Origin of the sequence: Acinetobacter sp. YH12226 (assembly GCF_013417805.1) — a bacterium.
Classification (GTDB): Bacteria; Pseudomonadota; Gammaproteobacteria; order Pseudomonadales; family Moraxellaceae; genus Acinetobacter.
Genome location: NZ_VPDG01000008.1, coordinates 66,044 through 87,831 on the forward strand (window position 1 = coordinate 66,044; position 21,788 = coordinate 87,831).

The window sequence follows — 21,788 nt, forward strand, 5'->3', positions numbered from 1 at the left end:
TGAATAACTCGAATAATGAATGGGATTAAACGAAAATAACAATATCTAAGTCCATAATATGTTTTTATCAAAGGATAAAAATAATAAGTGAAAAGTATCATTTAAAATACAATTTTATAACTGATTTATTTTAAATGGTTTTTTAATTAAGTTTTGTTGGTCTGAAGAAACCCATAAAAATAATGAATGGAATAAGGGTGTTTTCTGGCTATAGCTCGCATTTTTGCATACAGAAAATCCTATCCAGATGGTCTTTATTTTTAAAAAAGCATTGGCAAATATGCTTGAAAATTAATCAGTCGGCCCTATAATTATCTCACTCCTTCCTCAAAATCACATAGAGAGTAAAATGGCCAAGAAAAAAACAGCCGAGCAGGTGGTGATCCACAATTTTGTGGCAAAACACATGCATGAAGTCAACAAAAGCCAGGTCTTTGTAGACCGAAAGAAAAATGCAAAACGTGGCTACAACAAGCACAGACAAGGGCGATATTCCATGGAAGATCGCCCTTTTTTAATGGCCGCTTAAGGTCTGTAAGGTGGCTGGGGACGACGTGGGGGCTGCTTAGGATTAGTTTTAACTGGAGAGAGCGGGGCGACAGGTCGGTTGTTACGAGTTTGCGAATATTGATTTGGATACCGGGATGATGTTGTCGATTCATCCGCGATTAAGTCATTAAAGAATTTATTGAGTTTGCTTTGCACTGGTGCTTTGTGGTGAGGGGAATGAGGCTGTGGTCTGGCCTGCTGAAAACTGGCAAATTGATCTTTTTGTTGGTGATAGAGTCTGGCAGCAATGACGGAGGGGTCATCTCTGCCTAAACGCCGCCGTTGCGATGCCGAAATTTCAATGCCCAATAATGGAGTCATTTTAGGCCGATCGGCATAGCTCATTGCTCGATTGCTGGCGGGGCGTATATAAGATGAACCGGAATTATGAGCTTCTTTGCGGGCAGCCAAGGCCGGTGCAAGAATGACCACATAGAACACCGCAACAATCATGAACAGGATGACCAGAAATTCCATAACCACCTCTACCACTGTCGAGGGACTGGAAAAAGTCCCGTATTAGGCACTCACCATACGTGATGCAGATTTCACCATATCCCCTAAACCATGGGTTCTGAAATAATATTCTAACCAGCTTTTTACCATGAGCGGATTGTCCATTTTTAACACATGTTGCAGCAATTCTTGTGCATCACTCATCGGAACATGACAAATGGTTTTACGTACCCGCAAAATATTACTGGAACTCATCGACAGGGTATTAAAGCCCATGGCCATGAGCAAAACTGCAGACAGCGGATCGCCCGCCATTTCACCGCAGATACTGACCGGTTTTTCATTACGATGACAGTCCTGCACCAGACGGGTCAGGGCACGCAGTACTGCAGGGTGTAAATGTGAATAGACATTGGCTACCCGTGGATTATTGCGATCCACAGCCAACAGATATTGGGTCAGATCGTTGGAGCCGACCGAGAAGAAATCCACCAGTTCGGAAAATTCATCAATCTGATGAAGCACACTCGGCACTTCCACCATGATGCCGAGTTTTGGTTTATTTACCTTGACCTGTTCTTCTTCTTGAATCGCCGCATGGTCACGTTCCAGCAGATAGAGCGCTTCCTCGACCTCGCTGACACTGGTCACCATCGGCAGCAGAATATGCAGGTTATTCAGTCCGATACTGGCTTTGAGCATGGCGCGAATCTGTGAAGAAAAAATTTCCGGATGATCCAGGGTAAAACGAATGCCACGCCAGCCGAGTGCCGAGTTTTCTTCTTCAATCGAGAAATACGGCAGGTCTTTGTCTGCACCAATGTCCAACGTTCGCATCACCACCGGTTTATTGGCAAAGTGACTGAGCTGCTGACGATAAATCGCACGTTGTTCTTCCTCGCCCGGGAAGCGGTCACGCAACATAAACGGAATTTCAGAACGGTATAAACCGACACCTTTGGCACCACGCTGCACGCCACGCACCACATCAATCATCAGGCCGGTGTTGACGTAGAGTTTGACCGCCACGCCATCCGGGGTAATCGCATCTTTGGTTTCGTACTGGCGCAGATCTTTAGCAAGCTGTTCTTCTTCTTTTTGAATTTCTTTATAGCGACTGCGCAGGCGACGTGGGGGATTAATAAAGACCCGGCCCTGATGTGCATCGACAATCATCTCTACATCATCGAGGGTGTTGATCGGCAGTTCGGTCACGCCGACCACGGTCGGAATACCAAGAGCACGCGCCACAATCACCATATGTGAGTTCATGGCGCCTTCGGTAGTGACAATCGCAGCAATTTTATCTACAGGTAGTTCAACCAGTGCAGCCGTCGAAATTTCCTCACCAATCAGAATACTTTCATCGGTCAATTCACGGTGACTGGCATCGGCTTCCTGTAAGCGCGCCAGAATACGGCGGCCCAGATCTTTTAAGTCCGCTACCCGCTCACGTAAATAATCATCTTCCATTTGGGAAAATTGTGCCACATGATTGTCAATAACAATTCGCACGGCGCCTTGTGCCCAGTGACCTTCACGAATAAAAGCCTTGATTTCTGCAGGCAGGGCATTTTCATCCAGCATACGCAAGAACACGCTAAACAGTGCGCGTTCCTCGGCCATTAACGCATCCTGCATTTTGTCATCCAGTGACTGGATTTCTTCACGGACTGAATTTAGCGCGTTATCTAAGAGCTGCAGTTCTTCGCTGATGTCATCTGCTTCACGGTCAGGGACTGCGGCAAGATCTGCTGGCGGATAGAGAATCACTGCACGACCTAAGGCAATGCCACCGGAGCCAGAAACTCCCTGAAAGGTTTTATAGGCGGGCAGGTTGCTCGGCTTACGGAATACATCGATATTGCCAACGGCATGGGCATGGGCGATGACGCCAGAAAGCTGCGCGCAGAGTGTGACCAGAAAGGATTCAGCAGCTTCAGAAAAGTCCTGTGATTCTTTATTCTGAACCACCAGTACACCCATGACCTTACGGCGGTACATCACCGGCACACCGAGGAAGGAGTTATAAATTTCCTCACCGGTTTCAGGTAAAAACAGGAAGCGCTCATGTTTAGGGGCATTGTCCAGATTGACAATTTCTTCACGTTGTCCAACCAGGCCCACCAGACCCTCACCGGTCTGCAAAGACACATGGCCGACAGATTCTGCATTCAGGCCTTTAGACGCCATGAGCAGATAACGCTGATTGCGTTCATCGAGGAGATAGATCGAGCAGACATCAACCTGCATGGCCTCGGCCACATGCTTGACCATAATGTCGAGTGATTCATGCAAACTGGTGGACGCATTGATCTCCTGAACAATACGTCTCAAGGTGTCCAGTTGCATATTCGACATAAGGTCTGCTCCGTCTATTCAGAATTTCAGTGATTAAGTTTATTTATAACAATAGCCGCGTAAAAAATCTGCATTATTTATGCGATTTTTTAAGGTTTTTGCTGGGGTAGTTGCTGACACAACTCCACCAGGGCTTTGCGGTAAACATCACGTTTGAAATTCACGACTTGACCGAGTGGGTACCAGTAACTGACCCATTGCCATTGATCAAATTCGGGCGGATCAGACAGATTCAACTGAATATGCTGAACGGGGGCCGTGAGTTTGAGTAAAAACCACTTTTGTTTTTGACCGATACAGACCGGATCAGAGTCCGTACGAATGTATCGATGCGGCAAACGATAGCGCAACCAGCCTTTGGTTTGCGCGACTATCTGGACGTGTTCGGGCAATAAGCCAACTTCTTCTCTCAGCTCACGATAGAGTGCCTGCTCAGGGGTTTCTCCATATTGGATCCCGCCTTGTGGAAATTGCCATGCATTATGACCAATGCGTTTTGCCCATAAAACCTGTCCAGCATCGTTTGCCAAAATGATCCCGACATTCGGTCGGAAACCTTCAGAGTCGATCATTTGGCTACCTAAAAATTGTTTAATTTATGCCTTTGCCATCGGGGAGCATTATTTCGTTATCCAACTCGAAAAAAGCAAAGTTTAAAAATGTTAAAATTGCTATGATCTTAACGAATTTCTATCGACTAGCGGAGATAGATTTACAATTTTTTTCTTAAATTTCAGTTTTAACGAGTATTTTCATGAAATTGGCGCTATTTGATCTCGATCACACCTTGTTAAACACGGATTCGGATCATTCTTGGGGAGAGTTTTTGGTCAGTGAGGGCCTGGTCGATCCAGTTCAGCATCGCGCCATGAATGACAAGTTCTATGACGATTATAAAAAAGGTCAGCTGGATCCTTATGCCTATAATGAATTTGTGTTCCAGTTTCTGACCAAACATGACAATCATTATTTGACTGAATTACATCAACTGTTCATGCAAAAAGTCATTCGTCCACAAATGCGTCCTGAAGGTTTTAAAGCCATTGAGCGCCACCGTGAAGCAGGGCATGCCTTAGTGGGGATTACCGCAACTTCAGACTTTATTACCGCACCCATTTTTCGTGAATTCGGAATTACTGAAATTATTGCCACCAATGCTGAAGTCATTGATGGGAAATATACTGGTAAAGTCATCAATACCGCATGCTATCAGCAAGGCAAGCTGGTGCGTCTGGAACAATGGCTGGAAGGCCGCGACGTAACCGAGTCTTGGGCTTATTCAGATTCTATTAATGACCGTTTCTTGCTGGAATATGCGGATCATGCGATTGCAGTCAATCCGGATGATCGCTTGGAAACTTTAGCCCAAGAACAGGGTTGGAAAATACAGGACTGGTCGATCTAATCACTCCGAACTCATTGATGTGATTATTAAGTACAACTTCGGTTGTGCTTTTTATTTGCCTCATTTGAATATTAATGTTTTTTCACAGTCCAGCTGAATCAGACATGCTATGCTCGAAAAACAGGACATGATAACAATAGTAGATTCTGAGGTATGAGATATGACTCACGTTCGACCACGTATGACACATCTGTTCCAACAGCTTGGCTTGGATGCCAGTGCAGAAGGTATTGAAACATTTATTCACGAGCATCAATTGCATAAAGATCTGACTTTACTGGATGCGCCGTATTGGTCAGAGGCACAACGTCAATTTTTAAGCGAGAAAATAGCCTCTGATGGCGAATGGGCGATTGTGGTAGATCAACTCAATGAATCCTTGCATGAAAATTCAACCAGTGAAGGATAAGATATAAAGCCAATCGTATGATTGGCTTTTTTAGACTATGACCTTACCTTTAGCGAATCCGTTTCCAGATCGTGACTTGTGACAGGGTATGTTGATACTTTCTGGCCGTTTCTCGAATCACAAAAGGCACATCTTGGGGTTCGGCCACCAATTCAAAGTGCTGGGTTAAAATGTTGGAAATACCAGCCAAAGTCGTGATCTTTTCCCCATCCTGCTGAAAACCGCCCAGCCATTCGCTACGCGCCGTATGTTCTTCCAGCCAGGTATAGGGCGAACTCAGCATTAAAATTCCACCTATATTGATACGTTTATGAATCTGCAATAAAAAGTCTTTCGGATGATGCAGCCGGTCAATCAGGTTCGCTGCCAGAATAAAATCATAGTCGCTAAAATGTGCTTTCAGGTTGCAGGCATCGGCCTGAAAAAATTCCGTTTTTGACGCAAACTGTTCCAAAGCGACATCTTCAAGTGAACAGCTTTTTTCTTCGCTTAATTCACCTTCTAGCGGCAGCTGATAACGTACCCTATTGCCTTGAGCCAAATAGACTGCCTGCTGGATAAAACGTGCTGAGAAGTCCAGACCGGTCACCTGATCAAAATAGTGTGCCAGTTCAAAGCTGGCGCGGCCGGTAGCACAGCCAATATCTAAGGCACGATGACATGGCACTTGCTGAAAATAGGGTTGTGCCAGATCGACCAGTGTTTTGGCAAAATTAGCGATACCAAAATATTCGGGGCCGTACTGGAATTCCAGATATTGGGAGACCAGCTGGTCGCTTTCATAGTTCGAAGGGAAATGTTGCAGTGCCTGATCAGAGGCGACGTAGCGAAAACCAGCGTGCTGAAAGAAATGCCGTCTGAAGGCGTAGCGGGAACTATATAAAGCTTCATTGCCCGCCGAAATCCAGGAGCCACCTTTCATCAGGTTATGGCGACCGTCAAAGGTTGGTGTACTGAAATCATCATAAAGCGGATGCACCTGAAAACCCTGAAATGGATAGATCGGAGTTTCAGTCCACTGCCAGACATTGCCCTGAATATCATAAAAATCGCCCTGCTTGAAATGATCGACCGGACAGGAGCTGGTGCCGTATTTCAACTCGATATTGGCCTGTTCAGGGCTCGGTAAATCTGAATCCAGATCGGAAACTGCATACAGGCGATACCATTCATCTTCAGTCGGCAAGCGAATGGTTTTTCCCAGCAGTTGGGATTTCCACTGACAAAAGGCCTTGGCTTCATGATAATTCACTTCTACCGGCCAGTCCCAAGGCATCGGCACTTCTTCTAGCATCAATCGCAGTGACCAGCCTAATTCAGTTTTGCGCCAGAAACAGGGATGAGCAGCTTGTGAAAATTGCAGCCAGCCTAGACCTTCTTCACTCCAGTAGTGTTCGGTCTGATAGCCATCAGCTTCGACAAAGGCCAGAAATTCCTGATTCGATACCAGATATTTGGAGGCTGCAAAAGCTGCAACCTCGGCTTCATGCCGGCCGTATTCATTGTCCCAGCCATAAAATGGATGGTTAAAATCTTTCTGTAAATGCACTTTGCCTTCCGGCACATCCAGCAAAATATTATCCGGGGCCATGCCGGTAATAATATTGGCACGCCACTGCGGATGCTGGCGTACATACTCCAAAGCATGCTGGCGAATCAGCACGGAAGAAGTTTCCAGATGAATCCGTTCATGTTCGATGCCCATGATGATCGTCCACCAAGGATTTTGCCAGTTTAAGGGTAGAGTCAGCGGAGCATGTTCTAGAATGCTCAAGATCAGGGCACGTACCTGATGCCGATAATCACGGACTTCCTGCACACTGGGCCAGTCATAATGTACTTCGTCCAGGTCATCCCAGCTCATCTCGTCCACACCGATTGCAAAGATACTTTCAAAATGCGGATTTACGCGTTCGCTAATTAGCTTGCTGAGCAGCAGTTTATTGACAAAAAAAGTGGCGGTATGGGCAAAATAAAAAATTAGCGGATGACGTAAAGTAATCGGCTTGATGAAAAATGCATCTTCATGTTTGAGGCATTCAAACAGTTGTTCATAGGTGTCAAAGGTGTTCAGGAAATATTCGCGCAGGCAGTGCCGGGCAGTCTGTTCATCGGCAAAATCAAGTGCCGGCGTGGGCAGCAGCATCGGTTTGGCCGAAAGCCATAGGCTGCTTGTATTGGTTTTATCTTGAGAGTGGGATTTTAAGGGAGAATCGAGCTGCATCCGTCAGGCTCCATCGAATAGTTTTAAGCATTCCTCTGCACTGCAAAAGAATGGAATTGTCTTAAAAATACTCGAAAGATATCGCCAGATGGGGTGTATTTAGGTAACAAAATGCTGCACCGTTTTGGATGCAGCATATTCAGGAACGGCTTAAATAGACAGAGAGGCGCCTTGCATAAGCTGAACCAGAGCCTGAGCCGCTTTGGACTGAGTACGACCCGGATGCCAAACCATGCCCAAACGACGGTTCATTTCCAGATTAATATCTAGTTGGTGCAGGTCATGATTGACCAAGGTTTTGGGCAGGACAGACCAGCCCAAACCAATTGATACCAGCATCCGGATTGATTCCAGCGGATTGTTGCTCATACTGACTTTTGGTTTAATACCCTGTTTTTCAAACTCGGCCAAAGTAATCTGCGAGGTATAGGTCTGTGATGAGGGCAACAGGCTCGGGTAGTCGAGCAAATCTTCCAGACACAGATTTTTTTGCTGTGCCAGTGGATGAAACGGTGCCACCACAAAGACCAGAGGATCATTCCAGATGGTCACGTAATTCAGACGCGCATCACCCCGTGGCGGCAAGGTTAAAAATGCCAGTTCCAGATCGCCGGCAATCACCTGTTCATGCGCCTGCTCGGAGTCTACAAAATGCACATCCAGGGTCACGTCCGGATATTCCTGGACATAACGGCGCAAATGACTCGGCAGATGATGCAGGCCGATATGATGGCTGGTACCAATTTTTAGTTTGCCCTGTACCTGACCCTGTTCATGGCTCAAGGTATAATGAATATCACCGAGTTCATTCAGCCAGTTTTTCACTTTAGGCAACAGAGAGTGTGCCGCGTGAGTGGCCTGTACGCCACGTCCGGCAGATTCAAACAGCTTGACCCCAAAGTATTCTTCCAGACTGTGAATACGTTTGGTAACAGCAGGCTGGGTAATGAAGAGCTGATCTGCGGCCAGAGAAATCGAACCGGTTTCCATGACTTTTACGAAGGCTTCAAAGGCTGCGAGATTCATCTTAACCACCTATAAAGAATTTTTATGTGTAAATATATTATTGTTATATTTTAAGAATAAATCAAAGCAAAATTAGCTCATCTATGTTGCAGTGCTGAATTACTATACATTTTCAAAGCCTTGGCATTTTTAAAACTAAAAAAGACCACCTATAAAGGTAGTCTTTTATCAGGAACCTCGACCGAAGAGTTTAGACGGTAATGTCCTCATTCTGCTGTTGGTTATTACGCTCCCAGATTTTTTCATGGAAGAAGAAAGCCACTGCCTGTACCGTTGGTTCTAATAAACTCAAGGCAATCGCCATCGTCAGACTGCCAGTCACCAAATAACCCACAATCATCGCTACGGTAATATGCATAATGTAGTAGCTGAAAGTCTTTTTAAACATGCGCTGGTTATTGTCTACAAAGCGCTGAATATGTGCCATGTCGAAGTTCCTCAAAATCATCATCTCTGTCGATGAAGAAATAATAATAATTCTCATTTAGTTTGTAAAAACGAATATTTTAAATAAATTAATCGGAAAATTAGATTTATGAAAATAAAGTGAAAGTCTGATTTGATTCAGCTTTTAAAAGATTCCAAAAAGTTTTTTAACTGATAAAAATGATAAATTAGATTTATGTGATTGCAGCGATATAATCAAAATCAGAGAAAGAATTTACCCAGTCCAGTGGAGTACATCGACATGGCAGGCGCAACCCAAACAGCAAAAACATTATATGACAAATTGTGGGACGACCATTTAGTAACGCAACGTGATGATGGTTCTGCCTTACTGTACATCGACCGTCACTTATTACATGAAGTGACTTCTCCACAGGCCTTTGAAGGTTTGCAATTGGCCGGGCGTAAGCCATGGCGTTTAAGTGCCAACATTGCCACACCGGATCATAACGTACCGACCTCGAAGAAAGAGCGTGAGCAGGGCGTTGCCGGAATTGAAGATGAAACTTCGCGCATCCAGGTGCAAACCTTGGATGATAACTGCAAGACTTTTAATATTGTTGAATTTGATATTAACGATATCCGTCAGGGCATCGCGCATGTGGTCGGACCGGAGCAGGGCTTGACCTTACCGGGCATGACCGTGGTATGTGGTGACTCGCATACCGCAACACATGGTGCTTTTGGCTGCTTGGCGCATGGTATCGGGACATCCGAAGTTGAACATGTATTGGCGACCCAATGCCTGGTTCAAAAGAAGATGAAAAACATGTTGGTACGCGTCGATGGCAAATTAGGTCAGGGCGTAACACCGAAAGATGTGGTCTTGGCGATTATTGGCAAGATTGGTACTGCAGGCGGTACTGGTCACGCGATTGAGTTCGGTGGTCAGGTCTTCCGTGACATGTCGATTGAAGGTCGTATGACTGTGTGTAACATGGCGATCGAAGCCGGTGCACGCGTGGGTATGGTCGCTGTCGATGACAAAACTATCGAGTATGTTAAAGGCCGTCCTTATGCTCCGACTGCGGAACAGTGGGATCAGGCAGTGGCTTACTGGAATACTTTGCATTCAGATGAAAGTGCATATTTTGATACCGTGGTCGTGTTGCAAGGTGAAGAAATTGAGCCGCAAGTGTCTTGGGGAACTTCTCCTGAGATGGTCATTCCAGTGTCTCAAGCAGTACCAACTTTAGAACAAGCCAAAGACGATGTACAACGCAATGACTGGAACCGTGCTTATCAATATATGGGCTTAAATGCCGGTCAGGCCTTGGCTGAGATTCAACTGGATCGTGTCTTTATCGGTTCGTGCACCAATTCGCGTATTGAAGATATCCGTGCTGCAGCCGAAGTGATCAAAGGTCGTAAGGTCGCATCTTCAATCAAACAGGCGATGGTCGTTCCAGGTTCTGGTCTGGTCAAAGCTCAGGCAGAAGCGGAAGGTCTGGACAAGGTATTTGTCGAGGCGGGCTTCGAGTGGCGTGAACCTGGCTGTTCAATGTGTCTGGCGATGAATGCTGACAAGTTACAACCAGGCGAGCATTGTGCCTCGACTTCGAACCGTAACTTTGAAGGTCGTCAGGGCAATGGCGGTCGTACTCATCTGGTGAGTCCAGCCATGGCAGCCGCTGCTGCGATCGCAGGTCACTTTGTTGATGTCCGTTCATTTTAATTGGTACGTAGGAGCACAGACATGAAAGCTTATACCGTTGAACAAGGTATCGTTGCACCTTTAGACCGTGCCAATGTCGATACAGATTTAATTATTCCAAAACAGTTTTTGAAATCGATCAAACGTACCGGTTTCGGTGAAAATTTGTTTGATGAATTGCGTTATCTGGATGAAGGTTATCCAGGTCAGGACAATTCAGTTCGTCCGATCAATCCGGACTTTGTCTTGAACCAGCCACGTTATCAGGGCGCATCTATTTTAATTTCACGTGCCAACTTTGGTTGTGGTTCTAGCCGTGAACATGCGCCGTGGGCCTTGAGCGAATATGGTTTCCGTACCGTGATTGCGCCAAGCTTTGCTGATATTTTCTTTAATAACTGTTTTAAAAACGGTATGTTGCCTGTGATTTTGGCTGAAGATATTGTTGAGCAGTTATTTAAGGAATGTGCGGAAGATGAAGGTTATCAACTGACCATTGACTTGCAGGCACAAGAAGTTCGTACCCCTACGGGTGAAAGCTTTAAGTTTGAAGTCGATCCATTTCGCAAGCATTGCCTGTTAAATGGTCTGGATGATATTGGCTTAACTTTGCAGGTGGCGGATGATATTCGTGCCTATGAAGAAAAAACCAAACAATCGCGTCCTTGGGTATTTGCCGAAATTCATGGATAAATCAGTAAAAATTGTCATGGCATGACTGCGATGCCCTTGCTAATATCGGAAGATTATTGAGTTTTTTGATTGGGTAAGACAGACATTATGGCGAATTATTGGAAACAGTGGCTTGCTTTAAGTTCAGTATCGGTGCTGTTGACTGCATGTCAAAGCATCGACACGATGAAACTCAAACATGCCAAAGAAAATACTGAGAGCAAAAGCAATGCCCTGATCTACTGTACAGGGACGCCAGATTGCCAGTTCGAACGCTTCAATCAGACCATTATTGTCAACGCCGACAATGGCCGCATCAGTGATGAGGCGCTGAAGCAGAAACTGGTGCGCTTGCAGGCCAAAAATTTAAATCAGGCCAATCCGATTTATTTATCTGTGCCGGCAGGACAGCATGAACTGGTCGTGCGTTTTTATCCGATCAGTAAGGATAAAGCGGAAACTTTACATGTATTCCATCGTTTTCAGGCCAATAACCGCTATAGCTTAAAAATGTTTCGTGACCGTAGTGCGCGTAGCAGCAGTTTATTAAATTCTTCGGCGCCGGATCCGCTTTGCGTAGATCTGGTACAAGAGCAAAAAACCATTCGTCGTTTTTGCAAACCCTATAATGCAGTCACCGGGATTGCAGAGTTTGTAGAAAAGAAAATTTAACCTCTGTCAGATCTGAATCTGACGTTTTAAACGGAAAATCTCATGTCTAAACAAATTTTGATTTTAGCTGGTGACGGCATCGGCCCTGAAATTGTAAAAGCCGCAGAGCAAGTACTCACACGCGTAAATGAAAAATTTAATCTCGATTTGACATGGGAACAGGGCTTACTCGGTGGTGCAGCCATTGATGCACATGGTTCACCGTATCCTGAAGTGACCTCTGAACAGGCTAAAAAAGCTGATGCGATTTTACTCGGTGCCGTGGGCGGTCCAAAATGGGATACGATTGAGCGCTCAATTCGTCCGGAACGTGGTTTATTGAAATTGCGTAGTGAACTGAACCTGTTTGCTAACTTGCGTCCAGCCATTCTTTATCCGCAATTGGCTGATGCTTCAAGTTTGAAGCCTGAAATCGTAGCAGGTCTGGATATTCTGATTGTGCGTGAGTTAACGGGTGGTATTTACTTCGGTCAGCCACGTGGTATCCGTGAACTGGAAAATGGCGAGAAGCAAGGCTACAACACTGACGTTTACTCAGAGTCTGAAATCAAGCGTATCGCTAAAGTCGCTTTTGAAATGGCCAACTTGCGCGGTGGTAAAGTATGTTCAGTGGATAAAGCCAATGTGCTTGAAGTGACTGAGCTGTGGAAACAGACAGTGACTGCGCTGAAAGATGCCGAATACCCTGAAATTAATTTATCGCATATGTATGTCGACAATGCCGCAATGCAACTGGTGCGTGCGCCAAAGCAGTTTGACGTGATTGTCACCTCGAATCTGTTCGGTGATATCCTGTCTGATGAAGCTGCGATGTTGACCGGTTCAATCGGCATGTTGCCATCGGCATCTCTGGATGAAAATGGCAAGGGCATGTATGAGCCTTGTCATGGTTCTGCACCAGATATCGCCGGTCAAAACCTGGCAAATCCATTAGCGACGATTCTTTCGGTGGCGATGATGTTGCGTTATACCTTCCGTGAAGAAGCGGCTGCTAAAGCGATTGAAGATGCAGTAGGTCAGGTCTTGGATCAAGGCTTGCGTACGGCAGATATCATGTCTGAAGGCATGCAAAAAGTCGGTACGGTTGAAATGGGTCAAGCAGTCGTTGCTGCATTGAACTAAGCCTGTTTTGATTCAAAAAAACGCAGCCTTGAGCTGCGTTTTTTTATAATAGAAATTTCAAAGCTTAAACCCCTTAACAGGTTCGGCCTGTGGTGCGTACCGCGGTCGCAATATTATCTTTGAGTAAGAAGGTGATTTTACATTGCAATTTGACGTCGTAGCCGCCGGCAGGACTTACTGAGACAGGAATCGGTACAGTGCCTGTTCCTGTGGCAGGAAACTGCGCTACAGGCAAAGGAATGGTAATGGGGCGTTGTACCACATAGCTTAATTGTTTTGCGCTGCGTTCAGGCTCACTGATCTGCTGGTAACCTAAACGTTTTAGATCCAGAGTTTGATCGATCAGTTGGCTGCTTTGCCCAATGAACTGTTGTAAATAGGCATCACGCTGCGCAGTTGTTGATGAGGTGGTGCAGCATGCATTAAGCAAACTGAATGCTGTACAGCATACTAAAATCAGTGTGAACTTCATGAGCTGTCCTCACACCAAATAAAATGAGTGTAAGCGCATTCCATGCAAAAATACTGTTGTGATTTGATACACGGTAGAAGTTTAGCGTGGTGAGGTTGATCCCTGATTTAATCCGATAAAGGCTTTGAACTCGATGAGTACAGCTCAGCAAGCTCTACCGGTAAAGCGAATCGCCTGAAAAATTTCATCTTTCAAGTCAAACCAGATTTGGCATTTCATCTCAATGTTATAACCACCATTTGAGGGCATCGGCATTGGTGCGCCGATCGGAATGCTCTGACTAATATTCGGCGTTCCCATTGGAATATTCATATCCCGAAAAATAGTGTAGCTGAGAAATTCTGTGGTTTGAATCGGTTGCTGGGAGGTCTTGAATCCCGTTGCGCGAAGATCAAGCTGGCTACGAACCTGTGCTGCAGTTTGACCCACATAAGGTTGTAGAGACTGATGCAGATGCTGATTGCCGCCGGTAGCGCACGCAACGAGAAACAAGCTGGAAAGTAGGGGTAAGCATTTCATATTCATTGTTTTTATACGTGTTGTTTTAATTCAATGAATAGTTGTGAATTTATAGGCCTGTGTCAAATTATTTTATTGATTGATAAATAATTCAAGTAATAAAAAAGCCACTAAAAGTGGCTTTTGCTTGCGCTAAAACTTAGCGTGCACGATATGTGATACGACCTTTAGTCAAATCATAAGGTGTCATTTCAACCTTCACACTGTCGCCAGTCAAAATACGGATATAGTGTTTACGCATTTTACCAGAGATGTGGGCAATCACTTCGTGACCGTTCTCTAAACGTACACGGAACATAGTATTAGGAAGCGTCTCGGTGACAACGCCTTCGAACTCGATGAGTTCCTCTTTATTGGCCATAGCCTACCTGAATGAATAAATTGGAAAGGCGCAAATTATAGTCAATTTTTTTGCAAAATACAAGACGAAACGGGCGTTAGACTGATCATCTGCCAGTAAAATAGGCGAACTGTCACGATAATTTTTTTAACTAAAAAGACACCTGTTTCTGTTGTCAGTTTGGTCAATCACAGTTAATCTAAAATTAATCTTTTTAAGTATAAATGAAGTACATACAAGGAAGGCTTTTGAGTGAGTCAGCTAACGGATGCATCAGTCGTATTGCGTTTAGGCTATCAGGCGATTCGTCGTGCGGGGTTGCCAACAGAAGAACTTTTGACCAAAGCAGGAGTGGCTTTAAATCAGGTGGAAGCCAATGACCGTACCCCGCTGAGTGCCCAATATGCCTTTTGGGTGGCGGCAGAGGAAGTCAGCAAGGACCCGGACATTGGATTGCATCTGGGTGAGCACCTGCCACTTTATCGTGGTCAGGTCATTGAACACCTGTTTGTTTCATCTGAAAATTTTGGTGAGGGACTGAAACGTGCTTTGGCTTATCAGCGACTGATCAGCGATGCCTTTGCTGCCAAATTAGTGATTGAAGATGATCGCTGCTATTTAACCAATGGTGAACAGCCTTTTGCTGAGAGTCTGGTCAATCGTCATTTTACTGAATGTGCTATGTCAGGTGTACTGCGTTTCTTTAAATTTATTACCGAAGGGCGTTTTGAGCCGATTTATATCGATTTTAATTTTTATAAAGGGGCACCTGATGATGAATACTTCCGGGTTTATGAGTGTCCGGTCAGTCTAGGTCAGAAAGAAACTCGTTTGTATTTCGATCCGACTATCCTGGAATATCCGCTGTGGCAGGCTGAACCTGAGCTGTTGCAGCTGCATGAGCAACTGGCCATTGAAAAGCTACAGGAACTGGCAAGATATGATCTGGTCGGTGAAGTCCGTCGTGCGATCGGCTCTACTTTGGAGAGTGGTGAAACCACACTGGAAACTGTAGCAGCACAACTGAATATCACGCCACGCCGTTTGAGAACGCAACTGAGTGAGGCACATACCAGTTTTCAGCAGATTCTCTCGGATTATCGTTGTCGTCTGGCCAAGCGTTTGCTGGCGAGTACCAATGAGAGCGTCGAGCGGATTGTCTATCTGACCGGTTTTTCCGAGCCAAGTACCTTCTATCGTGCCTTTAAACGCTGGACCAATGAAACGCCAGTGGAATATCGGAAGCGGAAGCAGCGTTAAAAATCCCTCCTAACCTCTCTTTAAAAAAGGGAGGAATTCCCCTCCTTTTAGGAGGGGTTAGGGGAGGTAAATATTCTAAAAAATTTAAAAACTATTCCGGCATATTCAGCCAATGTGGACCTAAGGGTAACTCCGGTAATTCAAACTGCGCCGGATAGTCAGCATGAATAAAATACAAACCATCTGCTGGTGCAGTCACGCCTGCGGCTTTACGATCTTCGGCAGCGAAAATAGTATCAATATGATCGGCAGCGTACATACCCTGACCAATTTCCAGTAAACAGCCCATGATATTGCGCACCATATGGTGCAGAAAGCCATCGGCTTGAATATCCAATACCAGATATTGACCATGCTGAATCAGGTGGCAATGGCTGACATGACGAACGGGCTGATTGGACTGACAGGCTGCGGCGCGGAAGCTTTCAAAGTTATGCGTGCCTTCAAACTTTTTCGCGGCGTATATCATCTGTTCAACATCAAGCGGTGCATAGACATGGGTGACCTGTTTATGCAGCAATGCCGGGCGTACAGGGTGGTTGTAGACCACATAGCGATAGCGGCGCGCCTGTGCCTTAAAACGGGCATGGAAGCTGTGATCCATTTCTTTGATCCACTGGATCGAGATGTCTTTAGGGAGTTGGCTATTGCAGCCCATCAGCCAGCCACGTTCAGAACGCACGGCATCAGTATCAAAATGTGCCACCATGTTGGTCGCATGTACCCCGGCATCCGTGCGGCCGGCACCCTGTAGGCTAATCGGTTGATCGGCAACTCGGCTCAGGACCCTTTCAATGGTTTCCTGTACGCTTGCAACTCCCGGCTGTTGAGTCTGCCATCCCCGATAATGCATCCCACAAAACTCAATTCCCACCGCAAAACGCTGCATAATGACCTCAAACCTTATTGATCGTACCAATGACGATGCCATTGCTCTACAGTGTCGTATTGTAAATACATTTTCAGGGCTTTTGCATACAGATCCGCATGTCCATAACTTTCATTCAGCAAAATTTTGCAGTGATTGACCCATTCGGCAATAGCATAGCGCTGATCCGTCGCACCAAAAGGCACTTGGGTGGTCAAGACGGAAATGCAGCCCTGCTCATAGAGTTGATCAATGAGCGCAATCATGGTGTCATTGACCGCCAGGTTGCCAGTGCCAAAACCTTGCAAAAATAGAAAATGCGGTGGTCGAGCCAAGAGGTTGTTCAAGTTATTCAGCTGCTGAGCCAGATCAATCGGCTGCATCATGATGCTCATGCAGTTGAATTCAGCCGCTTTCGCAATATCTTCTACCTTGACCTGATAACACGGTTGATGGGTCTGGATTGCGATATTGGCCTCAAGACCTGCAAAGGCATTTAACTCGGTAGTATGCTGTTTCAGTGCAGTTTGCGCATGTAGCAGCTGATGATGGAATGCCAGATAGACTCCGGCGCTACAGGTGCTGACCGAATCTAATGCAAATTTCAGGTTATCCAGGGCATCGCTAAATTCACGCTGTTCATTGTCTTGAGCATTCAGCAACGGATATTGGCTACCGGTCAACACCACATGCGCCGAGTTTCCAATAAAATGTGCCAGTACTGCACTGGCATAACTCAGTGTATCTGTACCGTGAATAATCACAAAATGCTGGATCTGCCGCGATTGCAATTGCTGAATAAACTGTACCAGTTGCAACCAGTCGGTTGCTGTACAGGCACTACTGTCCTTAATAGCGGGTGCATGATAGCATTCGACGAAATAATGCTCTGCGAGTATCTGTTCGAGCTTTGGAATAAATAAATCAGCAGGCATCGGTGCAAGAGGGTCTCCCACACAGCCGAATGTGCCGCCCATATAAATTAATGCAATATTTTTTATCATAAAAAAAGCAGCCAATTATTGACTGCTTTAGTGTAAATCGAAATGCATCAAGATGCGATTTGATTCAGTAATTGCTCGGCGCGTTGTTGTTGCTCAGGAGTATATTCAGCTTCTCGCTCCGCAATGACTTCACGAGCAGCGGTATAGGCACCGAGTTGAATATATTGCTGGGCAAGATCCAGGTTAAGACTTGCTTCATTAACATCCAGTAATTCCGGGAAAGATTGCACCAGCGGATCATGCTGGTCTATCGTTGCCTGAGCTGGCGTAGCAGGAAGATCGAAATTCATCGCTGTCGCAGCAGGTGCTTCTGGCGTGGTTTCCAAATGATCTAATTTAAAATCCATGCCTGATAGATTGGTTTGTGACGCTGGTTCTGCCACAGGTGCTGCAGCTGTCAAGCTAGACAGGTCAAACTCAGTCGCTGGCACAGCCGTTTTTTCAGCTGCTGGTACAGGTGTGTCAAGTGAGAATGAAAAATCGAGAGGCTTGATTTCCTCAGTCACAGTTGGTGCTGTTTCTACTGGAGCAGATTGTTCCAAATCCAGTTTAAAGTCTAAGACAGGTGCCGTTTCTGTTACTGCTGTAGTTTGAATATCTGTAGATGTACTCTGAAATTCAAAATCTACAGAAGGAGCAGCAGGTACAGGAGCCTCTTCAGCTTTTGGTGTTTCTACTGGGGTAGTCTTTGGTTCAAAATTAAATTCAAGTGGCTGAATATCTGTTACAGGTTCTGCAACAGGGGCCGGCTTGCTTGATTGAAAGTCCTGCTGCAATTGTTCAAATGCCAGTTCATTTGAAGGGGCCGGTGCAACCAGATCGGCAAAAGCATCTGAAGTTGAAGTAGCTTCCTGCGCAGAAGAAGTTTTAGGCTGGGCACTTGGGAAATCAATGGTATCTTGTACAGCAGATGAAGATTTTTCAAATTCACGCTGTTTCGCTTCAGCTTGCGCCAGAATCTCATCTAAATGCAAAGAGCGGATATGGTTGAGCAGCTGTGAAATCGCAAACTCATCTTTTTGTAAGATATGAATATCCAATAACAACAGATAGAGTTCATGCTGGGAATTATCCCGATTCAGTGCCTGATTAATCTGTGCTTCGGCCGCAAAAAAATTACGTTCCTGAATCAGGCCTTCAATTTTCTTGCATGTTTCTGCTGATAATGGCGTTGCTGATTTTTTTGTGACCCCGACTGGCTCCACTACTTTGGTTCTTTGTGGAGCAGCTTTTGAAGCAGAGCCAGGTTTTTTCGCTTTTACCGTTTTAGTTTTTGCTTTATCTGATTCTTGAGCATCTTGTCGTTTTTTAAAGACAATTAATACGATGATCAATATCACTAATGGAATCACATAAATCAGCATGTTTTACCCCTTGGGGATAGAGTAGTTTAAGTTCGCCTATCCCAATAAATCGTCATGTGTAACTTTTTAATTAATTGGCTTCTTATCTGCTTGTTGGGCTTTGAGCTGTTGTTGTAGCTGGGCCAGACGCGCATTTAATAACTGAATTCTGTGATCCTTCTGATTGAGTGCCAATTCTAATTCAGTTACGTTTCTCTGTAATTTAACGGTTTTTTCTCGGGCTGTCATAACTTTTAATGACAATTCCTTTGATGTTTGATTGCGTTCTGTGTTCTGGTTTGCAGAAACTTGCCCGGAATCGCGCTGGTTCTCAGCCACTAGGCTCATTTCTGCCTGATTCAGGCGGTATTTAGTCTTGCCAGTAGGCTTAGACGGTAGCTCGGTTTGCTTTGCCGCAGTGACTTTAATAGGCGCAGGTGTAGGATGAGTCGTATTTAAGTTCAATGCAGCACCTTTACGTAGACGATTGGCATTTCCTCCAATAAAAGCATGCTCATTGTCTTTTTTAATTTGTTGCATGACTTCATTGACCGGGCGCTGCTGCTGTTGAGCAATTCGTGAGGCAATTCCCCACAGTGACTCATTGGATTGAACTACATAAGTAGGTTGAGTCTGATTCAGAGTTGCTTTGACTGGTGAAGCTTTTGTAGTAACTGGAGCTGGAGTTTTCACCGGATTAGCTGATCCAGTTGATTTTCTGGCTTGTTCCTCAGCAAATTTTTTCACCAATGGATCACTGGAAGCAGTTTGATGATCAGAATGGGACTCTACAGCTTTCTGCATATTTGCTTTATTTGGTGCTGATGCACTTTGATTTGCTGGTATCGTACTGGTTGGTTTGTTTGTAGTCGAGGCTGCTGCAGGAGCCGGCGATGCAAGAGTTGCTTGTGAGGTCTTTACTGAATCTGAAAGCGCCGCTGCAGTTTTAACTGGGGCTTGAATATCGGGTGCAGTTACAGCCTCGCTTTTAAGCACAGGCGCAATCGCTTGCGCCTGAATCGCTGGACTTGATGTCATTACAGCTGGTGCAAATGCAGTTTTAGGAATGGAAATATTCGATAATACAGGTGGTGCTGTGCGTTGCAATGCCAATGGCTTTTCTAAAACCGGTGGCTTATTTGAGGCAGCGGAAGCTGCTGTACTGTAATGGCTACTTACGGGTAAGTTGAGTGCAATATCTTTTTCACTGACGACGACAACTGGTGCAAGCGGGCGTTCATTCTGTTTGAGACTAGCTTTTAATAAATCAGTTTTAGCTTGTAAGGGCGTACGGATATGTTGCAGACGTGCAGCATTGCCTTCCTTGATTTTGACAATAATATTCAGCTCGCGCTCTGTCATGGGGCGAGAAGAAGTAATAGTAATAACCCCGGTGCCATTATTGCTGCGCCGAGTAAAAAAGTTCAGATGACCAGGTGGCTGATGCGATGCACCTATCGAGAGTAAATCTTCAGGTGAAGCCAGACTGACTTCAATCGGCAAATTGATATCAGACTGCCGAAAAGTCATTTCTGCGTAGAGTAATTCCCCTGGGGCAGACTGAATCTGAACCGGATCTACATTAATCGCATAAATATTTTGTGAAGCGACAATGGCTAAAATGGCAAGCTTTAATTTGTTATATACAGTCATCTTAATCGTGAGCTCAGTCATTATCGCATAGCGAAAATTATAGATTAACGGGATGTTTGTTTTTTGTAAAATACTTACGCAATAGTTACATAAAAAAGCCGATCAATAAAGATCGGCTTTTGGCTTTATATCCAAAGGATATTAGGCATTTTTATAATCAATCAGAATACGCAGCATACGGCGTAACGGCTCAGCGGCACCCCAAAGCAACTGGTCACCTACAGTGAATGCACCCAGATATTCTTTACCCATGTTCAGCTTGCGCAGACGGCCTACTGGAACGCTTAAAGTACCTGTTACAGCAACAGGCGTCAGATCAGTCATCGATGCTTCACGAGTATTTGGAACCACTTTAGACCAGTCATTGGCACGTGCAATGATGTCTTCGATTTCATCCAAAGGTACATCTTTTTTCAATTTCAGGGTTAATGCCTGAGAGTGACAACGCATGGCACCAATACGCACACAGTGACCATCAATCGGTACGATCTGCTGATTGCCCAGAATCTTGTTGGTTTCAACCTGACCTTTCCATTCTTCTTTCGACTGGCCGCTTTCCAGCTGCTTGTCGATATAAGGAATGAGTGAGCCAGCCAAAGGAACGCCAAAGTTTGCAGACGGGAAGCCTTCACCACGTTGTAATTCAGCAATTCTAGAGTCGATATCCAGAATTGGAGAACGCGGATCATCTAGCAACTCTTTGGTATTGTTATATAAATAACCCATACCATTGATCAGTTCACGCATGTTCTGTGCGCCTGCACCTGAAGCGGCCTGATAGGTCATTGAAGTTGCCCATTCCACCAGATTGTTCTGGAACAGACCGCCCAAGCCCATCAGCATCAAGGAAACTGTGCAATTACCGCCGACAAAAGTCTTGGTGCCTTTGACCAGACCGTCTTTGATCACATGCATGTTCACCGGATCAAGTACGATGATGGCTTCATCATCCATACGTAAGGTCGATGCTGCATCAATCCAGTAACCGTTCCAGCCTTCAGCTTTCAGTTTCGGGAAAACTTCAGAGGTATATTCGCCACCTTGACAGGTAATAATGACATCCATTTGCTTCAGACTGTTAATGTCTGATGCATCCATAAGTGCTGGGGCGGTCTTACCGCCAAATGCCGGCGCTTCACCGCCTGCATTACTGGTAGAGAAATAGAATGGCTCAAAATGAGCAAAATCATTCTCTTCAACCATACGTTGCATAAGGACGGAACCAACCATCCCGCGCCAACCGACCAGACCTACTTTCATGTCACTTTGCCTCGGTGCGTTAAAAAATCAAAAGGGATTCGAGTGTACCAAAAAGGGACTCAACTGCAAGAG

22 protein-coding genes are annotated in these 21,788 nt (G+C 45.2%); 8 read left to right on the forward strand and 14 right to left on the reverse strand.

Annotation, left to right across the window (positions count from 1 at the left end; genetic code table 11):
- Positions 1–349 precede the first annotated feature (349 nt).
- On the forward strand, positions 350–529 hold the full coding sequence (locus FTV08_RS09855) for a hypothetical protein (RefSeq protein WP_004729442.1): 180 nt from the start codon (positions 350–352) through the stop codon (positions 527–529).
- On the opposite strand, the gene FTV08_RS09860 is transcribed toward FTV08_RS09855, so the two are convergent.
- The 3 genes from FTV08_RS09860 to FTV08_RS09870 form a co-directional block, all read right to left on the reverse strand.
- A complete protein-coding gene (locus tag FTV08_RS09860; protein WP_005245903.1) occupies positions 526–1,026 on the reverse strand; it encodes a hypothetical protein in 501 nt (166 codons plus the stop codon). The two genes, FTV08_RS09855 and FTV08_RS09860, sit on opposite strands and share 4 nt — an antisense overlap.
- A 42-nt stretch (positions 1,027–1,068) precedes the next feature.
- The gene (gene ptsP, locus FTV08_RS09865) at positions 1,069–3,366 is read right to left on the reverse strand and encodes a phosphoenolpyruvate--protein phosphotransferase (protein ID WP_005250601.1); all 2,298 of its coding nucleotides are present in this window, start codon (positions 3,364–3,366) and stop codon (positions 1,069–1,071) included.
- Between the two features lie 89 nt (positions 3,367–3,455).
- Entirely contained in the window at positions 3,456–3,938 is a 483-nt protein-coding gene (locus tag FTV08_RS09870) for an RNA pyrophosphohydrolase (protein ID WP_004278502.1), read from the reverse strand.
- Positions 3,939–4,120: 182 nt separating this feature from the next.
- Between FTV08_RS09870 and FTV08_RS09875 the strand changes: the two genes are divergently transcribed.
- Positions 4,121–4,771, forward strand: coding sequence for an HAD family phosphatase (locus FTV08_RS09875; RefSeq protein ID WP_005250603.1), 651 nt, complete (start codon positions 4,121–4,123; stop codon positions 4,769–4,771).
- Between the two features lie 160 nt (positions 4,772–4,931).
- Positions 4,932–5,180 carry a DUF2789 family protein gene (locus tag FTV08_RS09880; RefSeq protein ID WP_004278500.1) on the forward strand — a complete coding sequence of 83 codons (249 nt, stop codon included), beginning with the start codon at positions 4,932–4,934 and terminating at the stop codon, positions 5,178–5,180.
- A 49-nt stretch (positions 5,181–5,229) separates the two neighbouring features.
- On the opposite strand, the gene ovoA is transcribed toward FTV08_RS09880, so the two are convergent.
- From ovoA to FTV08_RS09895, 3 genes are all read right to left on the reverse strand, one after another.
- The gene (gene ovoA, locus FTV08_RS09885) at positions 5,230–7,404 is read right to left on the reverse strand and encodes a 5-histidylcysteine sulfoxide synthase (protein WP_180087225.1); all 2,175 of its coding nucleotides are present in this window, start codon (positions 7,402–7,404) and stop codon (positions 5,230–5,232) included.
- A gap of 150 nt (positions 7,405–7,554) precedes the next feature.
- Positions 7,555–8,430: a LysR family transcriptional regulator gene (locus tag FTV08_RS09890; protein WP_004278498.1), complete on the reverse strand. Its 876-nt coding sequence runs from the start codon at positions 8,428–8,430 to the stop codon at positions 7,555–7,557.
- Between the two features lie 190 nt (positions 8,431–8,620).
- A complete protein-coding gene (locus tag FTV08_RS09895) occupies positions 8,621–8,857 on the reverse strand; it encodes a DUF2061 domain-containing protein (RefSeq protein ID WP_005107971.1) in 237 nt (78 codons plus the stop codon).
- Positions 8,858–9,118: 261 nt separating this feature from the next.
- Here FTV08_RS09895 and leuC point away from each other — a divergent pair, with 261 nt between their 5' ends.
- From leuC to leuB, 4 genes are all read left to right on the forward strand, one after another.
- Positions 9,119–10,552 (forward strand): 3-isopropylmalate dehydratase large subunit, encoded by a 1,434-nt coding sequence (leuC, locus tag FTV08_RS09900; protein ID WP_180087226.1) that lies wholly within the window; start codon positions 9,119–9,121, stop codon positions 10,550–10,552.
- A 21-nt stretch (positions 10,553–10,573) separates the two neighbouring features.
- Positions 10,574–11,224, forward strand: coding sequence for a 3-isopropylmalate dehydratase small subunit (gene leuD / locus FTV08_RS09905; RefSeq protein WP_044111835.1), 651 nt, complete (start codon positions 10,574–10,576; stop codon positions 11,222–11,224).
- A gap of 87 nt (positions 11,225–11,311) precedes the next feature.
- Entirely contained in the window at positions 11,312–11,875 is a 564-nt protein-coding gene (locus FTV08_RS09910; protein ID WP_004729459.1) for a hypothetical protein, read from the forward strand.
- 42 nt (positions 11,876–11,917) lie between these two features.
- Positions 11,918–12,997 carry a 3-isopropylmalate dehydrogenase gene (leuB, locus tag FTV08_RS09915; protein WP_004278493.1) on the forward strand — a complete coding sequence of 360 codons (1,080 nt, stop codon included), beginning with the start codon at positions 11,918–11,920 and terminating at the stop codon, positions 12,995–12,997.
- Positions 12,998–13,070: 73 nt separating this feature from the next.
- Here leuB and FTV08_RS09920 read toward each other — a convergent pair whose 3' ends face one another.
- The 3 genes from FTV08_RS09920 to infA all read right to left on the reverse strand — a co-directional run bounded on the left by FTV08_RS09920 (position 13,071) and on the right by infA (position 14,349).
- A complete protein-coding gene (locus FTV08_RS09920) occupies positions 13,071–13,469 on the reverse strand; it encodes a hypothetical protein (RefSeq protein WP_180087227.1) in 399 nt (132 codons plus the stop codon).
- Between the two features lie 144 nt (positions 13,470–13,613).
- Positions 13,614–13,994, reverse strand: a complete 381-nt coding sequence (locus tag FTV08_RS09925) for a hypothetical protein (protein WP_180087228.1) — start codon at positions 13,992–13,994, stop codon at positions 13,614–13,616.
- A 133-nt stretch (positions 13,995–14,127) separates the two neighbouring features.
- Positions 14,128–14,349 (reverse strand): translation initiation factor IF-1, encoded by a 222-nt coding sequence (gene infA, locus FTV08_RS09930; protein ID WP_001284370.1) that lies wholly within the window; start codon positions 14,347–14,349, stop codon positions 14,128–14,130.
- A gap of 231 nt (positions 14,350–14,580) precedes the next feature.
- On the opposite strand from infA, the gene FTV08_RS09935 reads away from it, so the two are divergent.
- Entirely contained in the window at positions 14,581–15,588 is a 1,008-nt protein-coding gene (locus FTV08_RS09935; protein WP_005107962.1) for an AraC family transcriptional regulator, read from the forward strand.
- Positions 15,589–15,679: 91 nt separating this feature from the next.
- On the opposite strand, the gene truA is transcribed toward FTV08_RS09935, so the two are convergent.
- The 5 genes from truA to asd all read right to left on the reverse strand — a co-directional run bounded on the left by truA (position 15,680) and on the right by asd (position 21,716).
- Positions 15,680–16,477 (reverse strand): tRNA pseudouridine(38-40) synthase TruA, encoded by a 798-nt coding sequence (gene truA / locus FTV08_RS09940; protein ID WP_005261726.1) that lies wholly within the window; start codon positions 16,475–16,477, stop codon positions 15,680–15,682.
- A 14-nt stretch (positions 16,478–16,491) separates the two neighbouring features.
- The gene (locus tag FTV08_RS09945; protein ID WP_005261727.1) at positions 16,492–17,460 is read right to left on the reverse strand and encodes an asparaginase domain-containing protein; all 969 of its coding nucleotides are present in this window, start codon (positions 17,458–17,460) and stop codon (positions 16,492–16,494) included.
- A gap of 47 nt (positions 17,461–17,507) precedes the next feature.
- Entirely contained in the window at positions 17,508–18,824 is a 1,317-nt protein-coding gene (locus FTV08_RS09950; RefSeq protein WP_005261728.1) for a hypothetical protein, read from the reverse strand.
- A gap of 66 nt (positions 18,825–18,890) precedes the next feature.
- Positions 18,891–20,477 (reverse strand): hypothetical protein, encoded by a 1,587-nt coding sequence (locus FTV08_RS09955; protein WP_180087229.1) that lies wholly within the window; start codon positions 20,475–20,477, stop codon positions 18,891–18,893.
- Positions 20,478–20,597: 120 nt separating this feature from the next.
- The gene (gene asd, locus FTV08_RS09960; RefSeq protein ID WP_005245919.1) at positions 20,598–21,716 is read right to left on the reverse strand and encodes an aspartate-semialdehyde dehydrogenase; all 1,119 of its coding nucleotides are present in this window, start codon (positions 21,714–21,716) and stop codon (positions 20,598–20,600) included.
- Positions 21,717–21,788 lie beyond the last annotated feature (72 nt).